This window comes from Rhizobium etli 8C-3, from assembly GCF_001908375.1.
GTDB classification, from domain to species: Bacteria; Pseudomonadota; Alphaproteobacteria; order Rhizobiales; family Rhizobiaceae; genus Rhizobium; species Rhizobium etli_B.
On the sequence record NZ_CP017242.1, the window covers coordinates 389277 to 407569 of the forward strand.

16 protein-coding genes and 3 pseudogenes are annotated in these 18293 nt (G+C 60.5%); 11 read left to right on the plus strand and 8 right to left on the minus strand.

Going from position 1 to position 18293, the window contains the following annotated elements; genetic code table 11:
* The first annotated feature begins 132 nt into the window (after nt 1–132).
* Nucleotides 133–1056, plus strand: a complete 924-nt coding sequence (locus AM571_RS22320) for an ArdC family protein (RefSeq protein WP_074063644.1) — start codon at nt 133–135, stop codon at nt 1054–1056.
* 14 nt (nt 1057–1070) lie between these two features.
* Here the strand turns inward: AM571_RS22320 and AM571_RS22325 are convergent, their stop codons facing one another.
* Nucleotides 1071–1589, minus strand: a complete 519-nt coding sequence (locus AM571_RS22325) for a MerR family DNA-binding protein (RefSeq protein ID WP_237358582.1) — start codon at nt 1587–1589, stop codon at nt 1071–1073.
* A 281-nt stretch (nt 1590–1870) separates the two neighbouring features.
* Between AM571_RS22325 and AM571_RS22335 the strand changes: the two are divergent.
* Together AM571_RS22335 and AM571_RS22340 are read left to right on the plus strand one after the other, a co-directional pair.
* A pseudogene (locus tag AM571_RS22335) lies at nt 1871–2047 on the plus strand (DUF736 family protein); the annotation flags it as partial.
* Nucleotides 2048–2280: 233 nt separating this feature from the next.
* On the plus strand, nt 2281–4647 hold the full coding sequence (locus AM571_RS22340) for a TOTE conflict system archaeo-eukaryotic primase domain-containing protein (RefSeq protein WP_420493385.1): 2367 nt from the start codon (nt 2281–2283) through the stop codon (nt 4645–4647).
* Nucleotides 4648–4683: 36 nt separating this feature from the next.
* Here AM571_RS22340 and AM571_RS22345 read toward each other — a convergent pair whose 3' ends face one another.
* Nucleotides 4684–4983: a DUF736 domain-containing protein gene (locus AM571_RS22345; protein ID WP_024318408.1), complete on the minus strand. Its 300-nt coding sequence runs from the start codon at nt 4981–4983 to the stop codon at nt 4684–4686.
* A 498-nt stretch (nt 4984–5481) separates the two neighbouring features.
* Between AM571_RS22345 and AM571_RS22350 the strand changes: the two genes are divergently transcribed.
* From AM571_RS22350 to AM571_RS37045, 7 genes and pseudogenes are all read left to right on the plus strand, one after another.
* The gene (locus tag AM571_RS22350; RefSeq protein WP_074063709.1) at nt 5482–6690 is read left to right on the plus strand and encodes a tyrosine-type recombinase/integrase; all 1209 of its coding nucleotides are present in this window, start codon (nt 5482–5484) and stop codon (nt 6688–6690) included.
* Nucleotides 6684–7601 carry a tyrosine-type recombinase/integrase gene (locus tag AM571_RS22355; RefSeq protein WP_074063646.1) on the plus strand — a complete coding sequence of 306 codons (918 nt, stop codon included), beginning with the start codon at nt 6684–6686 and terminating at the stop codon, nt 7599–7601. Before AM571_RS22350 ends, AM571_RS22355 begins: the two co-directional genes overlap by 7 nt.
* A complete protein-coding gene (locus AM571_RS22360; RefSeq protein WP_074063647.1) occupies nt 7598–8602 on the plus strand; it encodes a tyrosine-type recombinase/integrase in 1005 nt (334 codons plus the stop codon). Before AM571_RS22355 ends, AM571_RS22360 begins: the two co-directional genes overlap by 4 nt.
* A 462-nt stretch (nt 8603–9064) precedes the next feature.
* Entirely contained in the window at nt 9065–9364 is a 300-nt protein-coding gene (locus AM571_RS22365) for a DUF736 domain-containing protein (protein ID WP_024318408.1), read from the plus strand.
* A 162-nt stretch (nt 9365–9526) separates the two neighbouring features.
* Nucleotides 9527–9697 (plus strand): annotated as a pseudogene (locus tag AM571_RS22370) (DUF736 domain-containing protein); the annotation flags it as partial.
* Nucleotides 9698–9838: 141 nt separating this feature from the next.
* Nucleotides 9839–10894 (plus strand): Fic family protein, encoded by a 1056-nt coding sequence (locus AM571_RS22375; RefSeq protein ID WP_074063648.1) that lies wholly within the window; start codon nt 9839–9841, stop codon nt 10892–10894.
* A gap of 675 nt (nt 10895–11569) precedes the next feature.
* Nucleotides 11570–11740 carry a hypothetical protein gene (locus AM571_RS37045; protein ID WP_196776349.1) on the plus strand — a complete coding sequence of 57 codons (171 nt, stop codon included), beginning with the start codon at nt 11570–11572 and terminating at the stop codon, nt 11738–11740.
* Between the two features lie 505 nt (nt 11741–12245).
* On the opposite strand, the gene AM571_RS22380 is transcribed toward AM571_RS37045, so the two are convergent.
* Together AM571_RS22380 and AM571_RS22385 are read right to left on the minus strand one after the other, a co-directional pair.
* Complete coding sequence (locus AM571_RS22380; protein ID WP_074063710.1) at nt 12246–12521, minus strand: WGR domain-containing protein; 276 nt, start codon at nt 12519–12521, stop codon at nt 12246–12248.
* 198 nt (nt 12522–12719) lie between these two features.
* Nucleotides 12720–13679 (minus strand): annotated as a pseudogene (locus AM571_RS22385) (reverse transcriptase domain-containing protein); the annotation flags it as partial.
* A 780-nt stretch (nt 13680–14459) separates the two neighbouring features.
* Between AM571_RS22385 and AM571_RS22390 the strand changes: the two are divergent.
* A complete protein-coding gene (locus tag AM571_RS22390; RefSeq protein WP_074063649.1) occupies nt 14460–14774 on the plus strand; it encodes a hypothetical protein in 315 nt (104 codons plus the stop codon).
* A 236-nt stretch (nt 14775–15010) separates the two neighbouring features.
* Here the strand turns inward: AM571_RS22390 and AM571_RS22395 are convergent, their stop codons facing one another.
* The 4 genes from AM571_RS22395 to traC all read right to left on the minus strand — a co-directional run bounded on the left by AM571_RS22395 (nt 15011) and on the right by traC (nt 18113).
* Nucleotides 15011–15472: a thermonuclease family protein gene (locus AM571_RS22395; protein WP_081377197.1), complete on the minus strand. Its 462-nt coding sequence runs from the start codon at nt 15470–15472 to the stop codon at nt 15011–15013.
* A gap of 134 nt (nt 15473–15606) precedes the next feature.
* Nucleotides 15607–17610 (minus strand): Ti-type conjugative transfer system protein TraG, encoded by a 2004-nt coding sequence (traG, locus tag AM571_RS22400; RefSeq protein ID WP_237358583.1) that lies wholly within the window; start codon nt 17608–17610, stop codon nt 15607–15609.
* Nucleotides 17597–17812 carry a type IV conjugative transfer system coupling protein TraD gene (gene traD / locus AM571_RS22405; protein ID WP_074063650.1) on the minus strand — a complete coding sequence of 72 codons (216 nt, stop codon included), beginning with the start codon at nt 17810–17812 and terminating at the stop codon, nt 17597–17599. Before traD ends, traG begins: the two co-directional genes overlap by 14 nt.
* A gap of 4 nt (nt 17813–17816) precedes the next feature.
* Entirely contained in the window at nt 17817–18113 is a 297-nt protein-coding gene (gene traC / locus AM571_RS22410) for a conjugal transfer protein TraC (RefSeq protein WP_074063651.1), read from the minus strand.
* Between the last annotated feature and the right edge of the window lie 180 nt (nt 18114–18293).

An 18293-nucleotide genomic window follows, 5' to 3' on the forward strand; every position in this document is an offset into this window, starting at 1 on the left:
GTGTGGCAGACGCTGCCAGCCCATCAACCCTGTTCCGCACCAGCACCGAGAACAGGGTGTGACGGGCCGGCCTCCCGCGTCTGCCCCTGCCGCCTCGCCCTCGACGGAGAGGGCGAGCTGAAGGAGGTACCCATGACCACTGATCACAACCGCCAGACACCGACCGATATCTACGAGCGCGTCACCAGCCAGATCATCGCCGCCATTGAGGCCGGCGCCGGCGACTACCGGATGCCCTGGCATCACGACGGATCGGCCATCACCACACCCGTCAACGTCGCCGCCAGCAAGGCTTATCGCGGTGTCAACATCGTCTCGCTCTGGGCTGCGGCGCACGCGGCCGGCTATCCCGCCGGCATCTGGGGCACCTACCGCCAATGGCAGGCGCTAGGCGCCCAGGTTCGCAAGGGCGAACGCGGTCACCTTGTCGTGTTCTGGAAGACCACCGATCGCGGCGAGGCGGACGCCCAGGACGGCGACGCGGATCGCGACGAGCCCGGCCGCCGCATGTTCGCTCGCGGCTATACCGTGTTCAACTGCGCGCAGGTCGACGGCTACACGCCGCCCGCAATGCCGGTGCTGCCCGAGGTCGAGCGAATCGAGCGGGCCGAACGCTTCTGTACCGCCCTCGGCATCGACATTCGGCACGGCGGCTCGCAGGCCTGTTACCGCCCGTCCACGGATAACGTGCAGATGCCCGATTTCGCCTGCTTCCGTGACGCCGTCGCCTATTATGCCGTGCTGCTTCACGAATGCGGCCACGCTTCCGGCGCCAGCCACCGCCTCGACCGCGATCTCTCCGGACGGTTCGGCTCGGCCGCCTATGCGATGGAGGAATGCACCGTCGAGCTCCTGAGCGCGATGATCTGCGCAGACTTGGGCCTCAGCGTCGAGCCCCGGCCCGACCATGCCCGCTACATCGCCTCCTGGCTCGAGGTGCTGCGCTCCGACAAGCGCGCCATCTTCAGCGCCGCGAGCAAGGCGCAGCAGATCGCCGACTGGATGCACGTGCAGCAGACCGTTGCTCGTCAGCACGAGGTCCGGGGCGCCGCATAGGCGCCCTAGCTCGATCAGTTGACAGCCCGCTCCTGGAACAGCGTCTCGATCAGCGGACACTCCGGGGGCGTGCCGTCGCCGCATTGGGCAACGACGGATTTGAGAACGCGCTCCATGCCCCTCAGGTCGGCGATCGTCGCCCGGACGTCGGCAAGGTGAACGGCAGCGACGTCGCGTGCCTCGGCACAAGGCCGGTTGCGCTCGTCGATGAGGCGCAGCAGTTCGCGGATTTCATTGAGCGAGAAGCCGAGCTCGCGCGCCCGTATGACGAAGCGAAGCCGCCGTTTGTGCGTGCCGTCATAGCTTCTGTAACCCGCCGTCGTGCGCGGCGGCTCGCCTATGAAGTCTTTCGTCGTGCAGACAACTCTCTCGACATGACCGTGAGCTCCGAGCTTTCCGACAATAGCTACGGATTTCCTGCCTCCATCTCCGCATAGCACTGGTGCTGCCGACCAGAGTTTCTGGGCGTTTGCCGATTTGGTTGGCTGCTGCACCGCCTTCGACCGTTGCGATTGGCCCTCGATAGGAACCATTGCCACGTCCCTTTGCCTGACGTTATCGGCGCTCCATGTGCGGGCTCGATGAGGCATGTCCGACCGGAGAGCGGCTCCGCCTCGATCGTCCTCCCGCAACGGCCATCCGAAACTTTCTTCCCCTGACGGCTTTGCCGCCATTCCTCGCGCAGCAACAAAGTTCCTCCCGGCCGCCCTCCATTTCATTTCGGCCCCTTGGGTGCGGTCCGATCGTCCCCGGTCCTTGCGACAGCCATCGAGGCCGCAATGGAGCGGCCCGAAACAGCAAAAGGAACTTGGACATGGCTACCATCGGCACCTTCACCTCCACCGAAAACGGCTTCTCCGGCTCGATCCGCACGCTGGCCCTCAACGTCAAGGCCCGTATCGCCCGCATCGAGAACCCCTCCGACAAGGGCCCGCACTTCCGCATCTACGCCGGCAACGTCGATTATGCAGAGAGCGGGATTTTGCGGAGTGTTGGTCGCTGAAACCTGCTTTTGCCGGTGTTTGCGGTGGATTTTACTCCGCATAATTCCGGAGCCTTCTGTGCCGCTGAGATAGATAGTGCGTCTTAAAATACGGACGTCTTTGGCCTATGCTGGTCCGCGGGATCATTTAGGCGAAAGCTGCAAAGTTGGCGGAAAAGAATGATGCTTGGGAGAACATTGCGCGCATTCGACGGCGGTTAGCCGATCTGAATGACGAGCGGATGGCGCTTGAGCGTGAGCTGGAAGCGTTTGAGCAACAGATGATTTCCGATAGCCAGATTGCCGCCGAGAAGCCAGCCTTCGCCGATGCCCCTGTTACCAACAGCTCACCGTCGATGGAGAAGGTGGAGTTATTCCGGCAGCTGTTTGCCGGGCGCCCCGATGTCTTTCCGGTGCGATGGGAAAATAGAAAGGATGGACGCACCGGCTATTCGCCATCCTGTTCCAACGAGTGGGCGAAAGGAATCTGCGGAAAGCCGAAGGTGAAATGCGGCGACTGCCCGCATCAGGCGTTCATCCCGTATTCTGAGGATATCATCGAAAAGCACCTTCGTGGCGGCGATGCCCGTTCAAGCGACTTTGTTGCCGGCGTATATCCATTGCTGCAAGATGAAACATGCTGGTTCCTTGCTGCTGACTTCGACAAAGAAAGCTGGGCGGACGATACTAGAGCCCTGCTCGCCACCTGTCGTGCAAAAGGAATTGCCGCGGCCCTCGAACGGTCGAGGTCGGGAAACGGCGGCCATGTCTGGATATTCTTCTCCGAACCCGTTCCCGCGAAGGTCGCCCGGCAACTGGGGGCCGCACTGATCACAGAGACGATGGAGAACCGCCCCGAGATCGGCTTCACGTCTTATGACCGTTTCTTTCCCAACCAGGATACCATGCCACTTGGCGGCTTCGGCAATCTGATAGCGCTTCCCCTGCAAAGGAAAGCCCGCGAAAATGGAAACAGCGTTTTTGTCGATGGCGGCCTGCAACCCTACGATGACCAGTGGGCATACCTGTCGTCTTTACCCAGGTTGTCGGCGGACGAAGTCTTCAGGATCGCGGACGAAGCCGAATTGTCGGGGCGGGTCTTGGGCGTCCGGATGCCAGTCGATGACGAACATGCCGATGAGCCGTGGAAGATGTTGCCGTCACGTCGGAGCGAGCCGCGGCGAATTGAGGCTGCGATCCCGCAAAGTATCAAGGTCGTGATCGCCGACCAGGTTTACATCGATAGGACCGGGCTTCCGTCCGCACTGATTGCGCAGTTCGTGCGCCTGGCAGCATTCCAGAACCCGGAATTTTATCGTGCGCAAGCAATGCGATTGCCGACATTCGGCAAGCCGCGGATCATCTCCTGTGCCGAGCTTCATCCACGCCATGTCGCGCTGCCACGAGGCTGCTTCGACGAAGCAATTGAGCTCATCAAGAGCCATGGCGCGACCGCCATTCTGGAGGATCTCCGCGAAGATGGAGAGGCTCTACCCGCCGGCGTCTCGTTCCAAGGGGAACTGCGACGGCCACAATCGCGGGCCTTTGATGCTCTTGTCGCCAACGATAACGGCGTGCTCGCCGCCACGACTGCCTTCGGTAAGACAGTTGTCGCAGCTGCACTCATAGCGCATCGGAGCCGCAACACGCTGGTTCTTGTTCACCGCAGAGAGCTTCTCACCCAATGGGTAGAGCGTCTGAGTTCCTTCCTGAGCATCGACCCAAAGCAGATCGGCATCATCGGTGGCGGGAAAAGGAAGCCGACAGGGATCGTCGATGTGGCGCTGATCCAAAGCCTGGTTCGCAATGGCGAGGTCGATGACATCGTGGGCAATTACGGTCATCTGATTGTCGACGAGTGCCACCATCTGTCCGCTGCAAGTTTTGAACTTGTCGCTCGCAGATCCAAGGCGCGATATGTCGTCGGCCTGTCAGCGACGGTCGCCCGAAAGGACGGTCATCATCCGATCATCTTCATGCGATGCGGCCCCGTTCGCCATCGGGTCGATGCAAGAGTTCAAGCTGCCGAGCGTGGTATTCGCCACCGTGCCCGCGACCGTTCGACGAAGTTTGAGTTGCCAGCGTCACTCGTCTCGGCAGAGCGCCCGTCAATGCCAGCGATCTATGCGGCCCTTGCGCAGGACCAAGGCCGAAATGACCTGATATTCGATGACGTGCTGAAATCTCTCGAGGCCAGACGTTCGCCCATCTTGCTAACGGAGCGGAAGGATCACCTCGATTATCTCCAGCAGAAGTTCGAGCCGTTCGTGAAAAATCTGGTGGTGCTGCGCGGTGGCATGTCGGCGAAGGATCGCAAGCAAGCCAACACGGCGTTGAATGTCGCAGACGATGATGAGCGCCTGATACTTGCGATAGGGCGCTATATCGGGGAAGGCTTCGATGACGCCCGGCTCGACACATTGTTCCTGACCATGCCGATCGCCTGGAAGGGAACTCTGGCGCAGTATGTCGGTCGTCTGCATCGCCAGCATGATGGTAAGAGAGACGTCTTGGTCGTCGATTATGTCGATAGCACCGTTCCCGTTCTGGCCCGGATGGCCGCAAAGCGACGCGTGGGTTATCGCGCGCTGGGCTATGTGATCGAATGAGGGCGCCCCGCTTTGAGCGGAGCGCCGTGGTGCTGGTCAGCGTGACCAGATGAGCTTGTGCTCGCCCTTGTCGCCCTGGACGAGTGAGGCGTAGACGGGCGCCGTGAAGGACGGATCGTCGAGCTTGAGCGAGAGGTATTCGGCGCCCGTTTCCCGGGCGGTCCGGCTCCAGCCGGCTCCGAACTCGACACCCGTTGCTGTGACCCGGAAGTCCGGGGCGCGATCGTTGTCGCGGTCGCAGGGTTTGATGGATGCCTTGACGTTGAGGGTGAGGGTCTTGATGGTGCCGTTGTAGGCGCCGGTTTCGTCGCGGGTGAAGGTGCCGATCTGAGCCATTGTCGTTTCTCCTGAGAGTTGTTCGAAGCCGCCCGATGCGGCCTCGATGGCGGTCAAGAGGCGACGGGTTGGCCTGCTGCATCCAAAGGACCACAGCGCCAGCGGAGGACGGCGGTAGCCGAGCTTGTTGCTTCGCGAGGAATGGCCGCTTGCGGTCAGGGGAAGAAGGTCGGCGAAGCCGTTGCAGGCCAAGGCCGGACCGGCGCCAGACCAGCCGAGATGAGAGGCCGTATCGGGGCTTCGCGGCATTGTCGGCCGAGAACGACGTGGATGATCAGAGCCACATCAGCATGAACACCGCTGTCGCAGTGTCATTGCTCCTACCGATGTCATTGTCATCATCTTGAGGACCAGCAGCAAGACACGTCGGCCTGTGAGGCCAAACTCGCCGTGCCGATAACGGATGAGCTGCATACCGACTGCTGGAATGGATTTTAAACCTCCGATTTGTTCAACACGCCGGACTTCTCCGGCGCCGACAAGCAACTGGAGGTAATAGTGACAAAGCGAAAGTACAGACATCGCCGCAGTATTAATGTTCGGATCAACTGGCTACAGCCGCATGTCGATGGGTTCAAGGAGTGGTTATCCCAGCGGAATTATTCGCCTGCAACGATCGTGGAGGTGGTGCGCCTGTTGGCGCTATGGAGTGACTGGGTGCGAGCGACGGGCTTCGAGATCGACACGCTCGCTGTTGGCTTCGCCGCATCGGCGTCGGTGTTCCGAGGTAGCAAAAAAGCGCGTGCTCCGCAGGGTGCGGCCGGGCTGTTCCTCTCTTATCTGCACGAGAAGAACCTTCTGCCTCCAGAACTGCACCCGTCGCTGGAAGAGACCTGGCCGGCGCTTGCCGCGTTCCGATGCTGGATGAGAGAGCAGCGTGGCATCAAGGATTCCACACTCGATACCTATCAGCCAATCTTGATCGACCTTCTGGTGTCGCTCGGCACTGATCCAGAGGTTTATACAGCGGCCGCGATCCGTGGCTTCGTGCTTGATCGCGCGAAACCGCATGGCCGCGCTCGGGCTCAGGGTATCACTGTCGCAACGCGCGCCTACCTCAAATATCTTGTGGCGAACGGGCAATGCCCCGCTGGCCGGGATTATGCAGTTCCGAGCTTTGCGAGCTGGCAATTGGCGACGACACCGCGTTTCCTTGGTCAAAGTGATATCGACCGCCTCCTTGCCGCTTGTGGCGGCGAAAGCCGGTTACGCGACCGCGCTGTCATACTACTCTTGGGTCGGCTGGGCCTCAGGGCCAGCGAAGCCGCTAATCTCACTTTCCGTGACATTGATTGGAAAAATGGCCGAATAACGCTTGTCGGCAAGGCCCGGCGGGAGGAACGGCTCCCGCTACCTCAAGACGTTGGCGATGCCATTTTAGCTTATATCGAGCGGGCAAGGCCGCGCATTGCGACGACTCGAGTGTTCCTGACGGATATTGCACCGATCAGGCCACTCAGCCGAATTGCCGTGAAATGTATCGTGCGCCGCGGGCTCGACAGAGCGGGGATTGAAAGTATCCATCGAGGGGCGCATGTGCTCCGGCACTCGGCGGCGACTGCGATGCTGCGTAACGGCGCAAGCCTTGCCGGCGTTGGAGCCGTGTTGCGTCACCGTTCTCCATCAACGACCGCGCTCTACGCCAAGGTAGACATCGGCCTCTTGTCCGAGATCGCGCAACCATGGGGCGGGAGGCTGCCATGCTGAGTGCCGACGTCAACCGCTATATCAGTCTACGCCGGGCGCTAGGTTATAAGCTTGTCCAGGCCGAGCGGCATCTTCTCGCGTTCGCGCGCTTTGCAGCGGAACGCGGCGAGAGCCACATTCGCACTGCAACAGCTCTTACGTGGTTGCCCATGGCGGCCAAAAGCCCAAACGCCATGGCGCATCGCCTGACAGCCATTATCCTGTTTGCTCGCTTCCTGCAGGCGGAAGACCCTCGCCACGAGATACCGCCCCCAGATATCAAGCGGATCACCAATAGGCCGGTTCCCTACATCTATACAGCGGACGAGATAGCCCGGATTCTCGATACTACCGGTCACCTAAGGCGCCAAAGGCCCAATCCGCTGCGTCGCGAACTCTACGTCATGCTTTTTGGGTTGATTGCATCCACTGGACTGCGTGTCTCCGAGGCTCTTGCGCTCAGGGTTGATGACATTCTGCATGACGGCGTGTTGCACATTCGCGAAACCAAGTTCCGTAAAAGCCGGTTAGTGCCGCTGCACGCGACCGTCGTCGAGGCGCTCAAAGGCTATCTTGACGCGCGATGCCAGCTTGCAGGCGAGAGCGATTGGCTCTTCCCATCCGTCAAGCACCGACAGCTTTACCCATCGACGGTGAACTATGCATTCCGCTGCATCCTGCGACGAGCGGGCATCGCGCCGGATCGAAGTCGGCAGCCGCGCATCCATGATCTTCGACATACCTTCGCAACCCGTGTCCTGGAACAATGCGGCGCCGAACGCGGCACGATTGCCAAGCACTTCGTCGCCCTATCGACCTACTTGGGTCATGTCAGTATCCACAATACATACTGGTATCTTCAGGCGACGCCAGAAATGATGGTCGACATCGCAGCGGCCGCGGAAAAGCTGGTTGGGGAGGGCGACGTATGACGAAGCTCGCTCCACTCATCACCAGCTTTCTGCGTGACTATATGCCCCGCCAAAGGGGTTACAGTCCGCAAACCTGCGAGACCTATGCGTACTGCTTCAAACTATTGTTCGACTATGCGGCGAAACGGCTGGGCACCCGTCCGTCTTTGCTGACGATTGAGGACCTCGACGCGCCGATGATCGTCGCTTTCCTTGGTTACATTGAACACGATCGCGGCAATAGCGCGTCCACGCGCAATGTCCGGCTTGCTGCCATCAAGACGTTCATGCGCTATGTGGAGCACAAGGTGCCCTCCGCCCTGGAGCAGATCGGCCGGGTCCATGCGATCCCGGCCAAGCGCCACGACCAGAAGCTCATCCGTCACCTGACAATGGAGGAAATGCGAGCAATCCTCAACGTCCCCGATCTTGCGACACGCTTTGGCGTGCGCGACCGGGCCATGATGCACCTCTGCTTCGGAGCAGGCTTGCGGGTCTCCGAACTGGTCGGCGTTCTCGCAGAAAACCTGTCACTTCGACACGGCGCGACCGTAATGGTTCAAGGCAAGGGCCGTAAGGAGCGCTGCCTACCGCTGTGGAAGGACACGGCTCGGGACCTTCGCGCCTGGCTGAGCATCAGGGGCTTGGTCCGAGTGCCGGAACTCTTCGTCAACGCACAAGGGGATGCGATGACGCGTGCGGGATTCGAGTATATTCTCGACAAGCATGTCCGCAAGGCGGCGGAAACCTGCACTTCGCTGCGTGATCAGAACGTCTCGCCGCACCAGCTTCGACATAGCTGCGCAGTCATAATGCTACAGGCTACCCATGACATCCGGAAGGTCGCCCTGTGGCTGGGTCACACCGACATTCGTACAACGGAGGTCTACCTGCGCATGGATCCTACCGAAAAGCTGGAAGCGGTCGAGGCGGTCGTCCCGCCAGAACTGCGACGCGGACGGTTCAAGGCACCGGATGCTTTGATCGCATCGCTACTCTCGGACTTGGAAACACCGGCGTGATCGGATCGGTTACAGATCTGAGGCGGCTTCGGCGCACCGCGTGAGACGCTTGTTCCACCGGCATCCTGCTTGACATGGCCCGCACCATATCGAGCGGGTTTGGTGTCGTCGGCCCGGACCATGAGGGCAATGACATCGGTAGGGGCAATGACACTGCGACAGCGGTGTTCATGCTGATGTGGCTCTGATCATCCACGTCGTTCTCGGCCGACAATGCCGCGAAGCCCCGATACGGCCTCTCATCTCGGCTGGTCTGGCGCCGGTCCGGCCTTGGCCTGCAACGGCTTCGCCGACCTTCTTCCCCTGACCGCAAGCGGCCATTCCTCGCGAAGCAACAAGCTCGGCTACCGCCGTCCTCCGCTGGCGCTGTGGTCCTTTGGATGCAGCAGGCCAACCCGTCGCCTCTTGACCGCCATCGAGGCCGCATCGGGCGGCTTCGAACAACTCTCAGGAGAAACGACAATGGCTCAGATCGGCACCTTCACCCGCGACGAAACCGGCGCCTACAACGGCACCATCAAGACCCTCACCCTCAACGTCAAGGCATCCATCAAACCCTGCGACCGCGACAACGATCGCGCCCCGGACTTCCGGGTCACAGCAACGGGTGTCGAGTTCGGAGCCGGCTGGAGCCGGACCGCCCGGGAAACGGGCGCCGAATACCTCTCGCTCAAGCTCGACGATCCGTCCTTCACGGCGCCCGTCTACGCCTCACTCGTCCAGGGCGACAAGGGCGAGCACAAGCTCATCTGGTCACGCTGACCAGCACCACGGCGCTCCGCTCAAAGCGGGGCGCCACTCCTCAACCCTCCGGAATTATGCGGAGTAAAATCCACCGAAAACACCGGCAAAAGCAGGCTTCAGCGACCAACACTCCGCAAAATCCCGCTCTCTGCATAATCGACATTATGCGGTGCACCGCATAACGTTGAGCTCGGCGCCGCCTGGCAGAAGCGCTCGGAACAAACGGACCGCGACTACCTCTCGGTCAAGCTGGACGACCCGAGCTTCCCGGCTCCGATCTACGCAACGCTGGCTGAGGTCGAAGGCGAGGACGGTTATCAGTTGATCTGGTCTCGCCCCAATCGCGACTGAGTTCATCGAGGCTCCGCCCATCGGGCGGGGCCTCTTCGTTGTGACTTCCGCCGTCCATTAGTTCATATTGGATGAAAATGGATGGAAAAATGGATCTCGATGTGCCATATCCCATTTGGATGGAAACGGATGGGATAATGGATGACGGTCCTTGATCTTGCGAAATTGCGTATCACGCCTGAGATCCTGTCGTTGATCGCCGAGATCGACGAATTCAAAGGTGCGTGGCGAGCGCTCGGCCGCATCGCGCCCGACCGGTTGTCCAGTTTGCGGCGGGTGGCGACGATCGAAAGCATCGGCTCGTCGACCCGTATCGAAGGCGCAAAACTAAGCGACCGCGAAGTCGAAAGGCTGCTCTCGAACCTCCGTATCGGCTCGTTCACCAGCCGAGACGAACAGGAGGTCGCAGGTTATGCCGAGGTGATGGAAACAATCTTCTCCGCCTTCGACGCGATCCCGCTTGACGAAAATCACATCCGCCAACTCCATCGGGATCTGCTTGCTCACTCGACCAAGGATGAGCGACACAGGGGAAACTGGAAAACCCTTGCCAACAATGTCGAGGCCTTCGACGAAGATGGACGAAGCCTGGGCGTCGTCTTCGCGACAGCTTCCCCCTTCGACACGCCGGGGCGAATGTCGGACCTAGTGGCCTGGCAACAGGCCCAGGAGAAGGATGGCACCTTCCACCCTCTGCTCATTGTCGCTGTCTTCGTGGTGGTCTTTCTGGAAATCCATCCTTTCCAGGATGGCAATGGCCGCCTGTCGCGAGCCTTGACCACTCTGCTCCTCCTTCGGGCTGGCTATTCCTACGTGCCCTACAGCTCTCTCGAAAGCGTTGTCGAGCAGAACAAGGAAGCCTATTACCTTGCGCTTCGTCGAACGCAGGGCACGATCAGAACAGATCAACAGGACTGGAATCCGTGGGTCGAGTTTTTCCTCCGGAGCCTGCAGCGCCAGAAGCAGCGGCTCGAGCGCAAGATCGAGCGTGAACACATCCTGCTGGGCGACCTGCCGGAGTTGTCGGTCGCGATCCTCGAACTGGCGCGTGAACGCGGGCGCGTCACGGTGATGGACGCGGCCAAGGCCACAGGCGCAAGCCGCAACACCGTCAAGGATCATCTTCGGGCGTTGACCGAGCAGGGACATCTGACCCTTCATGGAGCCGGTCGTGGGACCTGGTACGGCCTGACTTAAAGCCGGAGTGATCGGTCCGCCGATGTGCCGAGATCGGAGCTACGGCCCAACTGTGTGCGGCGGCCATTGCCACGTCCCCTTGCCTGACGTTAGCGGCGCTCCATCCGCGGGCTCGATGAGGCATGTCTGACCGGAGAGCGGCTCCGCCTCTCCTCCCGCAACAGCCATCCGAAACTTTCTTCCCCTGACGGCTTTGCCGCCATTCCTCGCGCAGCAACAAAGTTCCTCCCGGCCGCCCTCCATTTCATTCCGGCCTCGACAGGTGCGGTCCGATCGTCCCCGGTCTTTGCGACAGCCATCGAGGCCGCGAAGGGCGCGGCCCGAACAACGAAAGGAACATGACAATGGCTACCATCGGCACCTTCACCTCTACGCCCATCGGGCGGGGCCTCTTCAACCAAAATGTCAAGCCGGAACCACGCGTCGAGCCCGGTACCGGCTTTTTGGTGCGATACGGAAATGGGGATAGCCGCTCAGATCGCCGATGATGCCGGGCCGGGATGGCAGCGTCAAGGACGAGCGGTTACCCCCAATTTCGCACCGCCGCTTGGTAAGCGCCAACACGAAATCGGCTCCCCCACCCGCCGCCTCCGGCGGTCGCATTCGCGATCCCTGACCCCGCCACCCCGTCCCGCCCTGCAGGCTCGTCTTTCACGAACTCACGGAGATGAGACCATGACGATCGAACAGCACATCGAAGAACTACGTGCCGAGCTGAAGAACACATGCGACGCAGCCGAGCGCCGCCAGATCGAGACCGAGCTCGACCTTGCCCTTGCCCAGGCCGAGCTCGCCGTGCACCTGGCCGAACAGGTCGGTGCGATCGAGGCCGAGCCGCCCTTCTGAGGCGGCTTCTTCCCTGCCCCAATTCAAGCACTTGCCATAGAGGCTGACCGAGCCGTCGCGTCTCTCCTTCGACAGGCTGTTATCTGCATCTGGGGATGATGCATCCCCTTCGTCATGACGCAACCATGCGCAGCCAGAATTTTCCCCGCCGCAGGCTGCTCCTCGCCCTCTCAAAATTCAGGCGGCTCCAGGTTCTCCGCTCCCGCTTCGACCGTCCCGGTGCGGCCCTCCTTCGAGGTCTGCAGTCGATCCCCACGATATCAGCAATCCGAAAGGAGAACCCACCATGCGACAACTCGCCCAGTTCCTCGCAGCCACAGCCGCCGGCTCCGCAATCTCGGCAAGGTAATCTGTCATTTCTTCCGCAAGGGAAAGCTCGGTCTGAAGCTTTCGATCAAGATCCCCTTGTTAGTCGAGATCGACGTTTCGTTCGAGACCGACTGGAACCGCCGCAAATGACGCGCCGGGGCCGCTTTGGCGGCCCTGCATTGTTGCGCCGCGGGCGTCATCGTCGGTCAGCTGACGGCCGCTGGGCAATAGTCCTCGGTCGATAGCCACGGGCTCTCTTTTGTCGTGTCAGATCGAGGAACAGTCTGACGGCCTCTTCCTCCCGCCCGAAATGATGGATCATCATTTGCCCCGATGTCCCGATCCTCCCCCAGCGACGTATCAGGCAGGTTTCACCGAACAGCGACATGGAAATCTGCAGGGCATAGAAGCGAGCCATGTTCTTCGCCGCGTCAGTGCGTTCGATGTAGAGCTGGTAAGGCTGTGCGATCATGTTGACATCATCGCGGCCTACCCCTGACACGTCCAACGACATATATGAATCGAACAATTGCGACCGATTCATTTCCGTGAAGAGTCGGGCCCGGGCGAGGCGCCGGCGCGCACGGCTCTAGTCGTGCTGCGACCGGAGTCCGCACACGGTCTCCGCCCAGTCGGGTCACGATCCTCTCGCAGCAGGAAGCATGCCTCAGTTCGTGATTCTGGTTTTCTCGTCCGAGAGTTCCAGTCCGCGAACAGCCAGGTATTTCCTGATCGCCGGCAAGACCTTGTGTTCCAGCACCTCTTTCGACGCACTGGTTACAATAAAGTCGTCGGCATAACGGATGACGTGGGGTTTGGCTTTTCGGTACGTGGATTTCGACGATCCCACGCTTGCATCGACTGCGGCCTCAAGCCCATCCAACACTCTGTTCGCGATTGTGGGCGAAATCACGCCCCCTTGCGGGGTTCCCGCCCGCGTCTCGAACAGAGTTCCCTCTTCAATGTATCCGGCTTGAAGCCAGTTCCGCAGGATCGCCTTGTCCATAGGCATATGCTCGAGGATGTAATCATGGCTGATTTCATCGAAACAGCTTTTGATATCGCCCTCTAGAATCCACGTGGCGGACTTTCGTCTTGCCAACGTGATGAAGCACTGCTCGATGGCGTCGGCTGTCGAGCGTTTGGGCCGAAATCCGTAGGAATTCGGGTCCGCCAAGGTCTCCGTCACTGGTTCCAGCGCAAGCTTCCATAAGGCTTGCATTGCGCGGCACAGCATACGGGGTATCCCGAGTGGGCGCTTCTTGCCGTTACTCTTGGGAATATAAACGCGTCGCAACGGCATCGTACGGTAGCCGTGGTGCCGCAGCGACATTACTCCCTTCCATCTGGCCACCGGGGTTGTCCAGATTTCTCCGTCCACTCCCGGCGTTTTCTTCCCGCGATTCTCCGTCACCCGCTTCACAGCCAGCATCTTGCCGCTGTGCGAGCGGGTCAGCAGACGTTGCAAGGCTTTTACCTTACCCCATCGGCCTTCGCGAGTGGCCTTGGCGATACGCACTTGAAGTCGCTTCACGGTTGCTTCAATCTGCGACCAGTCTGTCTGATCCCACATCTGCCCTTCGTGCGAGGACGCACCGGCATTCGCTGCTTTCGCATCGATTGCCGTCATCTGCTTTTCCTCGTCCAGCAATTAGTCATGTTCTCTCGCCATGAATGACCGGGCGGAAGTCTGCCCACTTTCGTGTCGGGCAATGTTGCAGCCCGTATCCCGACTACTACAGCCGGGCCTTTGCTTTCTCCGCCTTCCTTTACCCACAACACCAACAGCGTTCCTTACGGTTCGCCTGCCGTTACCGGCAGCGCTATGGGCTTACCCTGTTCCGCATGAATCTCAGAGCCAGTCGGACCCTTCCTTTTCGCCGGCAGCTTTCCGTCCATGGAGGTCCAACCTGAAAGGACCACACCTTGCTGCACACCTTTTGGTTCAAGCCTATCAGCACATTTGGCTTGTTCCTTGTTACGGCGTTTATCGGAAGTTCACTTGTGTTGGTCGTCATTGCTCGTCCCTTGCACCTCACCGCCTTTGTGCTGGCAGTTTCCACTTCGCCTCACGGTTCGGTGGACCGGTCACCCGGTGGTTACGTTGTCCCCGAAGCTCCACACGGAGTCGTTGCCAACTTCGCATGTTCGGGTAGGGAACGACCGATGGAACGGTCGGTTTCGTAAAGTTCACATCACGTGTTCTCCTCTCGAAACAGAGATTCGTGCGACTTTCAGGTCGCACTCCGGCGTCAAGGACATCGCGGCCCCTCCAATTTTACCAGCGCCGCAAGCGGCACAGAGAAAATCGGTTCCTCCGCTCGCCGCACGGCGGCCGCGTTCCGCGGTCCCTGACCCCTCACGGACTACGGTGCGGGCACCTTTCGTCAGAAACGAAAAGGAGACCCTGATGACAAAGCATCAAATCACCCACTTGGTTGGAGAAGACCAGAAGCTGCCGGATCAACAGCCGGATTGGCTTGAAAGTTTGCGCCGAAATTTCGATGCGGAAGTGCATCTTCCCGCCGATATCTCGCGCGAATTTCTGTCTGCGGCGCGGCTTTGGGCAATCGACAACAAGGTCGATTTCGGATTGTTCCACGAGGCCGGCAAGATCATCATTGCGCACTTCGGCGGTGATGAGATCTACCTCCCGTCCCGGTGGTCCGACAAACGATGGCACATCGGCCTTGAGGGCAATGAGCCTTTCGACTCGGGCGATTGAGGTCGAGACCAGAGGCGGCTACCCGCCTCTGGTCTTTGCCTTTCCACGAGAGCCGGTCCAGCCGGATCGACCGGCAGGAGCGGCTGTGAAAGGGGCTCTGCCGCCCCTCTCAAACCTCACCCCATGAAGGAAGGGCAACGCCTCTCCTTCAAACTTCCTCCCATGGGGAAAGGGGACGGTTCCCTTCTCCCTTTCCCCAAACCCCTCTCCCGTGCTGGGAAAGCGATGGCTCGCTGTCACCCGCCCTGGCACCAGCCGTGTCGGGCACCATCCCAGGATCGGGCGAGCCCTTCGTCGATCAAAACATCGCCCAGCGAGTTGCCCGCACGAGACACGGTGCGAAGTTTGCGACCGTACTTGTCTTCGTCACGGAACCCGGCCGCCAGGGAGAATTTTCCAGCGTTGAGCAGCGTCAGCAGGCGGGATTTCGCCGCTTCACCTTTGATCCGTTCAGCCTCGCAGCGGGGCGGGCTGAGTTCAGGCGTATCGATATCGGCGATGCGGATTTTCTCGCCCTCGAACCAGAAGGTGTCACCATCGACGACGCAGTTCGCCCGATGGCTGTCGCCACAGAGCGCGAACGACGCCGATAGCGCGTCTTGTGCCGGCGCTTTGGCGAAGACAGCCGCGCTGTCGAGATGGCCATTGTGATCGAGGTACAGCCAGCCGGCGGCGCCGATCACCACGGCCCAGACCATGGTGATCGGAATGCCTCTGCCACGACCGCGACGGTAACGACGTGACGTCGATCGCGCCGCATTGATGCCGGGACGATCATTCGCGACCTTCCGATTTTTCCTGAACGGTATGACGTTCTTTTGCGCCAAGCTTTTCATCCCTCTTCGCCTGCAGACGTTACAGTCGGTTTGGTTTCATTGGCGTTTACCGCAGGCGTCGAATTCGAACCTTCCTTCTCCCTTCCGCCCATCGAATAGAACCGGTTCTCGCCAACGCATGCCTTCATATCCTCGCGGCGGAACCAAATGGCGCGGCCGCATCTGAGCGGCGCGTTGCCGGCTGTGAACACGATCTGCTCGTCCGCCCGCATGCGTAGAACTTCGTGCGGCTGGATGAGCGGTCGTGCCGCGAGCTGCTTCGAGCGCGTTCGAGACGATCCCTTTGCCTGGAAGTTGCGGCTGACCTGGTCGATCTCGACCGTGGTCATGCCGCACCGTCGGGAGATGTAATCGGCGGTCTCGGGATCGTTGATGGCCGCGAACGAAATCCAGCTGGCACTCTCGAACCACTTGCTTGCCGCGTCGCGGCCGCCATAGGTTTCGCGCATCTGGCCGATCGACTGGTAGATCATCGTCAGCGTGATGCCGTATTTGCGTCCGGCGTCACGTGCGGTTTCGACGATCCGCATGTAGCCGAGGCGGGCGACCTCATCGAGGAGAAACAGAGCACGCCCCTTGATCTGTCCGTCGCGATTGTAGATCGCGTTGAGAAACGAACCGATGATGACACGCGCAAGACCCGAATGGGTCTCCAATGTCTTGAGGTCGATGTTGATGAAGACGTCGGTATTCCCGGCCGCGATGTCGCTGGTCGAGAACTTCCGTCCCGACACGAGTGCTGCGTAGTTCCGATAGGAAAGCCAGTGCGTTTCCTTGACCGCATTGGCATAGACGCCGGAGAAGGTTTCCGGCGTCATGTTGACGAAGGCTGCGACATTCTCCTTCACGAAATCCGAGCCGGAATTGTCGTAGATGTCTTGCAGCCGCTTGCGCAATGTCGGCTCAGGCTCGGAGAGGTTCATGCGTACCTGGCGAAGCGTCTGCTCCTTCTCGTCCGTGTGACCGGACAGGCAGACGTCGGCGATGAGCGCCGTCAGCAACTGGAGAGCTGACGCTCGAAAGAAGTCGTCACGGACACCGCGCGGGCCGCCGCTGTCACTCATGATCCATGAGGCGACCGAGGCGATATCCTCTTCCTTGGTTCCGCCGAAACGTCCGACCCAGTCCAGGACGTTAAAGCCGATGTCCGGCTTCCTCGGATCGAGAACGAACACGTCCCTTCCCGCTCCGCCGCGATGCGCGGAGACCATCGGTGCGACCTCGTTCGATGGATCGAGCACGATAAGCGTTCCGCCCCACTTGAGTGCCGTCGGGATCGTCACCGACGTCGTCTTGAAACCGCCGGAACCGGCAAAGACAATCCCGTGCGACGAGCCGAACGAGCCATCGAAGCACAGCAACGGCGACTTGCCACCGGCGCCCCAGGTCTCAGCGCTGTCGGCGCGAAACGCTTGGCTCGCGACACTGTCTTTGTCGATCCGATAGCGCTCGCCAATGACGATGCCACCAGTATCGGGAAACAACTTTGCCGCCTCTGTGAGCTTCATCCAATCCGCTTCGCCATGGAGCGCCCGCTTGCCCTGAATGCGTTTCGGCTCGGCCCTTGCGAAGGCGGCATTGCCGATGAGCGCGACGCGGAGTGCGAAGCAGGCACATAACAGCCCCGCACTCGCTCCGATCGACGTTGCCGGATCGAGAAAGGCCAAGACCGTCTTGTCGGCGGACAGCGTCTTCATGAAAGCGGAAAGGCGCATTGTTTCGCGGAGTGTTGCGATCAGGATCGTCCCGCTGCATCCCGCAACGACGCCCCAACCGGCCTGTTTGATATTGATCGAGCCGGCGGTCGCGAACAGGAACAAGATGCCGACCGCGGCACTTGCGAGATAGGGAAGCGCGATCCCTGCCCGCCCCCATGCCAAGCGTGCGGTCTCGGTTTTCCCGAACCCGGATAGCCAATGTTCGATCCCGGTCATTCCGATGACGACCAGGATCATCAACGCCGCTGGCAAGATGACGAGCGCAATCCTATTGATCGTCATTGCCTAACGCCTCCACGCCGAGTGCGGTGAGCCTGGATCGCTCGCCATCGTCACCCTTGATGCGGCGCGCTGCATCGATCAGCGCGCCCAGCACCAGCGCTCGCTTCTCGTAGCGAAGACCCGCCTTGACGATCAGGCCGCCGAGCTCGATTTTTTCGCGCGTGTCCTTCTTGCGGGCGTCGGATGTCATCGTCCTGCTCATCCGTTCAAGCCTCGCCAGTCCCGCCTGCATTCGGGCCAGACGCGACCGCCGTGGTTGAAGTTGCGCCGCTGCCATCGCCTGCCCCCTTTTTCCCTCCGGTCGTACCGCCCTGCCCTCCGCGAAATCGCCTGTTCAGCTGGTCAAACGCTGCCTGAAGCTCCGCCTCGTCAATCTCGATGTCGCCAAGGCCCGCCTTGAGCGCGATCCGGCCGATGCGTTCCGCTTCCCGTGTCTCGGCTATCTTGAGCTGCTCCTGCAGTTTGGCAATTTCGTCGCGGATTTTCGCGGATGGCTTCTTCATTCCGATTGTCTCCCTGGCTGAGAAAGCGTGTCTTTCGAAGCCAGTTTTTCGGAACAGAGTGCGGAACGCACTACTGTGAATCCTACAATCGCCAACGGCGATGCTTTGGTGGATCATCCCGGCCGTTCCGAAGGAGCGGCTTCCAAGGGGCTTCCAAGGGCGCAATTATACGTCGCTGGC

Coding starts and splice junctions, on each gene's coding strand:
- AM571_RS22320 (WP_074063644.1), top strand. CDS start 133: ATGACCACTGATCACAACCGCCAGACACCGACCGATATCTACGAGCGC.
- AM571_RS22325 (WP_237358582.1), bottom strand. CDS start 1,589: ATGGTTCCTATCGAGGGCCAATCGCAACGGTCGAAGGCGGTGCAGCAG.
- AM571_RS22340 (WP_420493385.1), top strand. CDS start 2,281: ATGGCGCTTGAGCGTGAGCTGGAAGCGTTTGAGCAACAGATGATTTCC.
- AM571_RS22345 (WP_024318408.1), bottom strand. CDS start 4,983: ATGGCTCAGATCGGCACCTTCACCCGCGACGAAACCGGCGCCTACAAC.
- AM571_RS22355 (WP_074063646.1), top strand. CDS start 6,684: ATGCTGAGTGCCGACGTCAACCGCTATATCAGTCTACGCCGGGCGCTA.
- AM571_RS22360 (WP_074063647.1), top strand. CDS start 7,598: ATGACGAAGCTCGCTCCACTCATCACCAGCTTTCTGCGTGACTATATG.
- AM571_RS22365 (WP_024318408.1), top strand. CDS start 9,065: ATGGCTCAGATCGGCACCTTCACCCGCGACGAAACCGGCGCCTACAAC.
- AM571_RS22375 (WP_074063648.1), top strand. CDS start 9,839: ATGACGGTCCTTGATCTTGCGAAATTGCGTATCACGCCTGAGATCCTG.
- AM571_RS37045 (WP_196776349.1), top strand. CDS start 11,570: ATGACGATCGAACAGCACATCGAAGAACTACGTGCCGAGCTGAAGAAC.
- AM571_RS22380 (WP_074063710.1), bottom strand. CDS start 12,521: ATGATCGCACAGCCTTACCAGCTCTACATCGAACGCACTGACGCGGCG.
- AM571_RS22390 (WP_074063649.1), top strand. CDS start 14,460: ATGACAAAGCATCAAATCACCCACTTGGTTGGAGAAGACCAGAAGCTG.
- AM571_RS22395 (WP_081377197.1), bottom strand. CDS start 15,472: ATGGTCTGGGCCGTGGTGATCGGCGCCGCCGGCTGGCTGTACCTCGAT.
- traG (WP_237358583.1), bottom strand. CDS start 17,610: ATGACGATCAATAGGATTGCGCTCGTCATCTTGCCAGCGGCGTTGATG.
- traD (WP_074063650.1), bottom strand. CDS start 17,812: ATGAGCAGGACGATGACATCCGACGCCCGCAAGAAGGACACGCGCGAA.
- traC (WP_074063651.1), bottom strand. CDS start 18,113: ATGAAGAAGCCATCCGCGAAAATCCGCGACGAAATTGCCAAACTGCAG.